Below are 7359 nucleotides of genomic sequence, written 5' to 3'. Positions count from 1 at the left end.
CCGCCCGCGACGCGGTCGGCTGAACATCCGGATGTAGGTGCCGTAGTATTGGGTAATGTTCCAGCTAAAAGATGCCAGGAGGGCGGAGAGGTCTTATAAAAGTGATGTCGTCATAATTATGGATAAGGTTTGGCAGGAAAGAATCAAGGCTAAAAAGGCGGAAGAATATAAATATATCAGCCGCACGGCATAACTTAGCGAAATATGATTAACAAATTATTTAAAGGGTTGCCCCTGATCATAATGCTCTTCTCGTTAGCTGGTTGCGGTGGAGAGGGCAGTGAAAGATCTCCTACCGCGGCTAATCACCCTGAGCCTGATTCAAATGTCGGGGCTATCTCAGGTCAGGTCAGAACCAGCCAGGGACGCCCTGTAGCCGAGGCTTCAGTCGCTGTCTCACCTCATCCAATAGCCGGCCAGAGCGCCCCTTCCCGGGATGGTCTGTCTACCACCGTAGCTACTGATCAGACAGGAAGATATACGATAGAGAATCTTGTCCCTAATACCTATGATCTTACTGTTTCCAAGGATGATTTCATCTCTCAGACCAGGCAGGTTCGGGTTGAGGCCGGTCGGAGGAGTGAGGTGAATATCATGCTTGCTCCGGCTGACGAGAACGGTGGTGATACTGACTCAGAAAAAGATAACCCTTCGGAAATAACTCCAGGAGGATGGATTGCCTTTGTCTCTCGTGATATGTTACAAGACCAGGACCAGGATATATGGATTATGACCGCCGCCGGGACGTCCAGAACTAATCTGACCAGGACAAACTCCCTTTGGGATACGGGCTTCATAGATGACGGCAGGCTGGGGGCACCCAAGTTAGAGGCCGCCCCTTCCTTTTCTCCAGATGGGACCAAGATTGCCTTTGAAACTTATCGGAATGGAAATTATGATATCTATGTGAGAAGTCTGAGTGGAGGAAAGCCGATTCACCTGACTGACGAAGATAGTGATGACCGACATCCTGACTGGTCTTCGGATGGAAACAGCCTTGCTTACAGTTCTAACAGAGACGGAAGAGGGTTTAATCTTTACCTGATTGGATTGGACGGAGGGACGCCTGCTCAGTTGACTGATTCGTCTCAGCGGGCCGATATCTATCCAGCCTTTTCTCCTGATGGAACCAAAATCGCCTTTGAAGGGGTCACCTTTCCGGAAAGAAGCGAGATCTATCTCCTGGATATCGCCGATACCGGAACAGTCATCACCTTGACTTCAGGGGGAGATAATCACACGCCCAACTGGTCGCCGGATGGGAGAATGATTGCCTATCAGAGTAAGGGAGATATCTTTTTGACCAGGGCAGACGGCAGTAATTTCCCTAATGGACAAAAGGAAATCCCTTTAACTAACACCAGAGACAATTATTTCCCGGTGTTTTCCTCTCAAGTGGAAGAAAAAGCCCTTTCTAATAATACAGTTACAAGGAAGTTTTATATTGCCTTCTCTTCCTATCAGTGGGGGCGCAATGAAGAAATCCTCCTCCTTAGGATAGAGGAAAGGTCAGATACGGCTAATTGGTCCATCAAGTCCAGGGTAGTGTCTAATCTGACTGAGAGCCGCTGGAATCATGAAAGCGATCCGGATTGGCACTAATGAACCCTTGAATCCTCGAACCCGGCTGAAACCGTCCAGAAACTTTCGCCGAGCTGTAATCTGTAATAGTTAAGGAGCTGATAGTTATCCAGCGCCACTGATTACTATCTACTCAGGAGGGAATTATGCTCACTAATCCATATAAAGGTCACATCATCATCAACCCCCTGATGCGGGGGGGAATAATCCCGGAGGAAGTTAAGCAAAGACTGCCTGAATTTATGGATGTAGGTTACATTGTTTGCTATGACTGCCTGGAGGGACGATCTTCCCTGGTGACCCAGCCAAATATCAAGGACTTCCTGGCCGAAGTGGCTTCTTTTTTTGGTGGAGATGTAGCTGAACACACCTTTGGCTGTCGGGGGGCGCAATTTGCCGTGATGCAAGCTATGGCCGAGCTTGCGGCTGAAAATAATGACTATTGCCCGACCATTATTGCTGATCCCAACTGTCATTACACCACGGCTATCACGGCTGAAATGAATCATCTGAAGGTGGTTGAGCCACCTCATTCCGGATACCCGGAATACAGATATGATCCGGCGTCCTTTGCTGAGCGGATCGAAGAGGTGAAGTCAAAAGAGGGGGCACTGCCCGCCCTGGTAGTAGTTACTCACGCCGATCCCTATTATGGGAATATTGCGCCGGTAGAGGAGATCGGCCAGGTCTGCGAGCAATATGAAGTGCCCTATATGGTTAATGTGGCTTACACCGGCGGGGTAATGCCCATTGATATGCGAAAGGTAAAGGCTGACTTTCTTACGGTTTCAGCCCACAAATCAATGGCCTCTCTTGGCCCTCTGGGCTACCTGGTCACCACCCACCGCTGGCCGAAGAATCTTTTAGCTGCTTCAAAGATAAAGATGCCCTGGACCGGACGGGCCTTTGGCAAGAAGATCCCTCGTATCTTTGGTTGCAGCATTGGCGGCTTGCCCCTGATCAGTTCCATGCTGGCTTTTTCTTATGTCAAAGAGAGGGTAAGGCGCTGGGAAGAAGAGCTGACTAAAATCAACCAATTTGTTAAAGATATGGAAGAGATAGAAGGGGTGATGCTTTTAGGCGAAAGGCCCCATCGCCATCATCTCCTTCACTTTGAGACCCCACGGTTCTGGGAGGTCTCTCAGACTCATCGCAAAAAGGGCTTTTATCTGGCGGCCGGAATGATAAAGAGGGGCATCGTCGGTCTTCATAAAGGCATGACCAAACACATCAAACTTTCGGTCTATGGCCTGAGTGAAGATGAGATAGCTAAGGTAATGGAAGGATTTAACGATTTGAGTAAAGCCGCCTAACTCTCTCCAAAAAAGGCGGTAATTATTCAGCCACTGATTAACACGGATTAGCACGGATAAAATAAAATGAGTTGTAAGTGTTCAGCCATAAAGACACTAAGACACAAAAATAGAGCAGTAGAGCAGCAGAGCAGTAGTTAAAGACTTTTCTGAAAGTTCCAGAACTGCTACTCTACTGCTCTCTAAGACACATACCTTTTTCCCCTTCGTGTCTTCGTGCCTTGGTGGCTGAACGGTTACAAAATATGAAAAAATAACAGAGGACATTATCCCAGGAGCATTTGAAGTTTACAATTGGGAAGAAAAAGAGTTGAATTTAAACGATTCATATATTAAAAAATCAGTGTTTCATCCGTGTAAATCCGTGGCTGAATAGTTACAAAGGGCGTTAGGGCGATGTTCATCGTTTCGGCTATCTTTCGCCGACATCTGGTAGTCGGGTTGTCTGGTAGGCGGAACACCAGGCCGCCAGACACCAGGCTACCAGGTAGTAGTGCCTGGTTTGAGATTGACTACTGATGAAAAGGCAGGACTACGTTAAAAAACTCTTCTCCCATCTGGCCCCTGATTATGACCGGCTAAATTCTATTATCAGCCTTGGCCGTGCTCGCCGTTGGAGAAAATTTACCATCCAGAAGGCAGAACTAAGAGATGATGCCGTAGTCCTGGACCTTTGCACTGGCACGGCTGACTTTGCCCTGGAAGCCGCTAAACAATCAGAAAAGATCAAGGTTATCGGACTTGATTTCTGTCAAGAGATGCTTGATGTGGGAAGAGAGAAGGTGGCTCAGCTTGGCCTTGATCAGCAGATTGAACTAAGATGGGCTGATGTTTCGGATCTGCCCTTCCCTGATAATACCTTTGACGTAATTACGATGGGTTTCGGCTTAAGGCATGTCAAGATACCCGATATCTTTTTTGAAATCCGAAGGGTATTAAAACCTGGAGGAAGATTTGCCACCTTGGATACAGGCCGGCCTGAGAGAATGATCATCCGGGCATTTCACTGTCTTTACTTTTACCACCTTATGCCCTGTTTAGGCTGGATTTTTCACGGGGATAAAAAACCCTATGCTTACCTGGCCGACTCCCTTGATCTTTATCTTCCTCCCCAGGCGGTTCTGGCTGAAATGATCCGCCAAACAGGATTCAGGCAAGTGGAATATTTTAACCTCTTTTTTGGGGCAGTGGCTGTTCACGTAGCGGTTAAATAGCCACCGGATTCGGATTGCGGATTGCAGACTGAAGATTTTAAATCCGCAATCTGCAATCCGAAATGAGGAAATAATGGATTGTCCGGTTTGCAGAGAACCAATGGTTGTGTTTGAACTGAACCAGGTGGAAATTGACCACTGCCTTTCCTGCAGGGGGATATGGTTTGATGCAGGAGAATTGGAATTACTGTTTGAGGGTTCTTCTGAAAAAGATAATCTCCTTTCCTCTCTTAGGAGAGATGAAAAGTGTAAAGAAGATGTCAGGAAATGCCCGATCTGCCTGAAGAAAATGGAGAAAGTGCTGGTCGGTTCAGAAGAAAAAGTTTTAATTGATAGGTGTAAGAACAGTGACGGCCTGTGGTTTGACGCGGGAGAATTAAATAAAATACTTGAGGCAGGCAAACTGGACAGCGAAGGGCCTATTCTTTCGTTCTTAAAAGATATATTCAGACAAAAATAGATGGTAACCGTTCAGGTATAGCTGCACGGATTAGCACAGATAAATAACACAGGACAGAAGGCGGAAGTGTAGGGACAGGGCTTGTCCCTGTCCGTGCTTGTCCATGTCCGTTCCGTAGACGGACAACCACAAGGGTTGTCCCTACAGCCTAAGGACAGACCCGAATCACGGACACGGCTCACGGATTTTCCGTGTTTCATCTGTATGCATCTGTGGCTGAACGGTTACAATAGATGAATGAGGAGAGTAATCGTTCAGGTGTCAGCCGTCAGGCAAAGTTATTGGTGGTTAGGGAGATACCAGACCCCCAAACACCCTACCTAAGGCCTGCCACCTAATACCTGAACGGTTGCCAGGAGGATAAATATGGCAATATGGATTATCTTAGGGATCATTATTCTTCTTATTCTCTTTGTCATATGGAGTTATAACAAACTTGTGAGAATGAGAAATCAGGTGAAGAATGCATGGTCGCAGATTGATGTGCAGTTGAAAAGAAGGCACGATCTGATACCCAATCTGGTTGAAACGGCCAAAGGGTATATGATGCATGAAAGGGAGACCCTGACAAAGATTACAGAGGCAAGAAGCGAAGCAATGAAAGCAGGATCTGTTGGCGAAAAGGCCAAGGCTGAAGGCGCGCTGACCGATGCGATCAGTAAATTCCTGCTTGTGGTGGAGAACTATCCTGACCTGAAGGCCAACCAGAATTTCCTGGCCCTGCAGGAGGAGTTGACCTCTACTGAAAACAAAATTGCCTTCTCCAGGCAGAACTATAATGATCAGGTTCTTTTCCTTAACAATCAGATTCAGATGTTTCCCTCAAATATCATAGCCCAGACTTTCCATTTCCAAGAGGAAGAATTCTTTGAAATAGAAGAAAAGAGTGAAAGGGAAACACCAAAAGTGAGTTTTACCACTCCAACAACGTGATAAGGATTGCGGATTGCGGATTGCGGATTGCGGATTTAAAATCTTGTAAGCGTTCAGCCACTAAGGCACAAAGATTACCAATAATAGCACACGGATTACATGGATGAGACGGATTGACACGGATAAAAATTTTTAGAAAAAATCCGTGAGAATCCGCCAAAATCTGTGTCATCCGTGTGCTATTCTATCATTCTCTTCCTGGCTTCGTGGCTTAGTGGCTGAATAGTTACGATCTTAAATCCGCAATCCGAAATCCGCGCAATCCGCAATCCGAAATCCGCAATCGTTATGTGGGAACTAATTAGCGCCAATAAAAGGAAATCAGTAATTCTTTTTAGCATAATGGGGGCATGCCTTGTTCTTCTTGGATATTTTGGAGGGGAGGCTTTCGCACCCGGCGGAGGAGTTTACGGCCTGCTCCTTGCACTGGTCTTCTGGCTGATTCAGTCTGTTATTGCATTTTTTATGGGGGATTCAGTTCTTCTTTCCTCGTCTCAGGCCCAGGAAATTAATGAGTGGAATCATCCGAAACTGTTCAACATTGTGGAAGAGATGAAAATTGCTTCAGGTCTTGAAGCAATGCCGAAGATATACCTAATTAACGCTGAGGCGCCCAACGCCTTTGCCACGGGGAGAAATCCGCAAAAAAGCGCCGTGGCAGTAACCACGGGTTTGCTTTCCAAATGTAACAGGGATGAACTCCAGGGAGTGATTGCCCATGAAATATCCCACATAATGAACAGGGATATTCTTTTTATGACCTTTGCCGCCGTTATGTTGGGAAGTGTCTTTCTCCTTTCAAGGCTCTTTTTAAGGGAGATGCATTTTCCCTCAAGATCAAGAAGATACACTTCAAAGAGTTCAGGCGGGGGACAGGCCCAATTAATAATTTTTATTGTAGCGATCATTCTGGCCGTGATTGCTCCGATCCTGGCGCAGATTCTCTATTTTGCGATTTCGCGAAAAAGGGAATACCTGGCAGATGCCTCAGGCGCCAGACTCACCAGATATCCGGAAGGGCTGGCGTCGGCACTTGAAAAGATCGCTTTTTCAGAGGCCGAACTCCCGTCTGAAAACAAAGTAACTGCCCCGCTTTACATTGTCAATCCGCTGAAAAAAGGGCTGAATCTTTCCGCTCTCACAAGCACGCATCCTCCGATTCTTGAAAGAGTGGCAATTTTAAGGAGCATGGGAGGCGGTTCAGGTTATTTAGCCTATCAGAATGCCTTTAAAAAAGTCACAGGAAAGTCATCACTGCTTCCTGCTTCAGCAATGAAGGATTTTACCGATGTTTCGGCCAGAGAACCTTCCAGAGAAGAGGAGAAGAGCCGTAAGGAAAAAGTTAGGGATATAGGCGATCTTCTAAGGGCAATAAATAACTTCGGATTTATCCTTTGTGCATGCGGTCTGAAGATTAAAATGCCACCTGGTTTCAAGAATGAAAAACTCTCATGCCCTAGATGCGGAAGGGAACATGAGGTTCCGTTCGTGGCAATGGCTGCTGCTACGGCTGTGGCCGGGGATTCGGTTTTACCGGAAAAAAATAGGCAGGAATATCAGAGGAAAGGGCATGGATGGGAAAGTTTCCAATGCCAGTGCGGAAGAATAATGCAACTCTCCCCGTCTTTCCAAGGAACTCATGTCCGCTGTAATACTTGCGGGAGTAATATAAAAATTGGTAACCGTTCACCTCACCACGGAGACACAGAGACACTGAGAAAAATCGGCATTAATCCAAGATCACAAGCCTCAAAGCACTAAGAAACATCTGGGGGGCACTTCTATGACACTTCTTCCGGATTACCCTGAAATCAAAATTCCTATCAGCTAATCCAAGATCACAAGCCTCAAAGCACTA

6 protein-coding genes are annotated in these 7359 nt (G+C 46.5%); all 6 read left to right on the top strand.

The window, feature by feature from the left end:
• Positions 1-243: 243 nt before the first annotated feature.
• The 6 genes from AB1797_11610 to AB1797_11585 all read left to right on the top strand — a co-directional run bounded on the left by AB1797_11610 (position 244) and on the right by AB1797_11585 (position 7262).
• A complete protein-coding gene (locus AB1797_11610) occupies positions 244-1602 on the top strand; it encodes a carboxypeptidase regulatory-like domain-containing protein (GenBank protein MEW5768243.1) in 1359 nt (452 codons plus the stop codon).
• A gap of 125 nt (positions 1603-1727) precedes the next feature.
• A complete protein-coding gene (locus AB1797_11605) occupies positions 1728-2894 on the top strand; it encodes an aminotransferase class V-fold PLP-dependent enzyme (GenBank protein ID MEW5768242.1) in 1167 nt (388 codons plus the stop codon).
• Between the two features lie 518 nt (positions 2895-3412).
• Entirely contained in the window at positions 3413-4108 is a 696-nt protein-coding gene (locus AB1797_11600) for a ubiquinone/menaquinone biosynthesis methyltransferase (GenBank protein MEW5768241.1), read from the top strand.
• Positions 4109-4181: 73 nt separating this feature from the next.
• Positions 4182-4568: a zf-TFIIB domain-containing protein gene (locus AB1797_11595; GenBank protein MEW5768240.1), complete on the top strand. Its 387-nt coding sequence runs from the start codon at positions 4182-4184 to the stop codon at positions 4566-4568.
• A 372-nt stretch (positions 4569-4940) separates the two neighbouring features.
• Complete coding sequence (locus AB1797_11590) at positions 4941-5501, top strand: LemA family protein (GenBank protein MEW5768239.1); 561 nt, start codon at positions 4941-4943, stop codon at positions 5499-5501.
• A gap of 288 nt (positions 5502-5789) precedes the next feature.
• Positions 5790-7262 carry a M48 family metallopeptidase gene (locus AB1797_11585; GenBank protein ID MEW5768238.1) on the top strand — a complete coding sequence of 491 codons (1473 nt, stop codon included), beginning with the start codon at positions 5790-5792 and terminating at the stop codon, positions 7260-7262.
• Positions 7263-7359 lie beyond the last annotated feature (97 nt).

Source organism: bacterium (assembly GCA_040753085.1).
GTDB lineage: Bacteria > UBA9089 > JASEGY01 > JASEGY01 > JASEGY01 > JASEGY01.
The sequence above is the reverse complement of the archived record's forward strand: the minus strand, read 5'-3'. Positions and strand labels throughout refer to the sequence as shown.

Coding starts and splice junctions, on each gene's coding strand:
- AB1797_11610 (MEW5768243.1), top strand. CDS start 244: ATGCTCTTCTCGTTAGCTGGTTGCGGTGGAGAGGGCAGTGAAAGATCT.
- AB1797_11605 (MEW5768242.1), top strand. CDS start 1,728: ATGCTCACTAATCCATATAAAGGTCACATCATCATCAACCCCCTGATG.
- AB1797_11600 (MEW5768241.1), top strand. CDS start 3,413: ATGAAAAGGCAGGACTACGTTAAAAAACTCTTCTCCCATCTGGCCCCT.
- AB1797_11595 (MEW5768240.1), top strand. CDS start 4,182: ATGGATTGTCCGGTTTGCAGAGAACCAATGGTTGTGTTTGAACTGAAC.
- AB1797_11585 (MEW5768238.1), top strand. CDS start 5,790: ATGTGGGAACTAATTAGCGCCAATAAAAGGAAATCAGTAATTCTTTTT.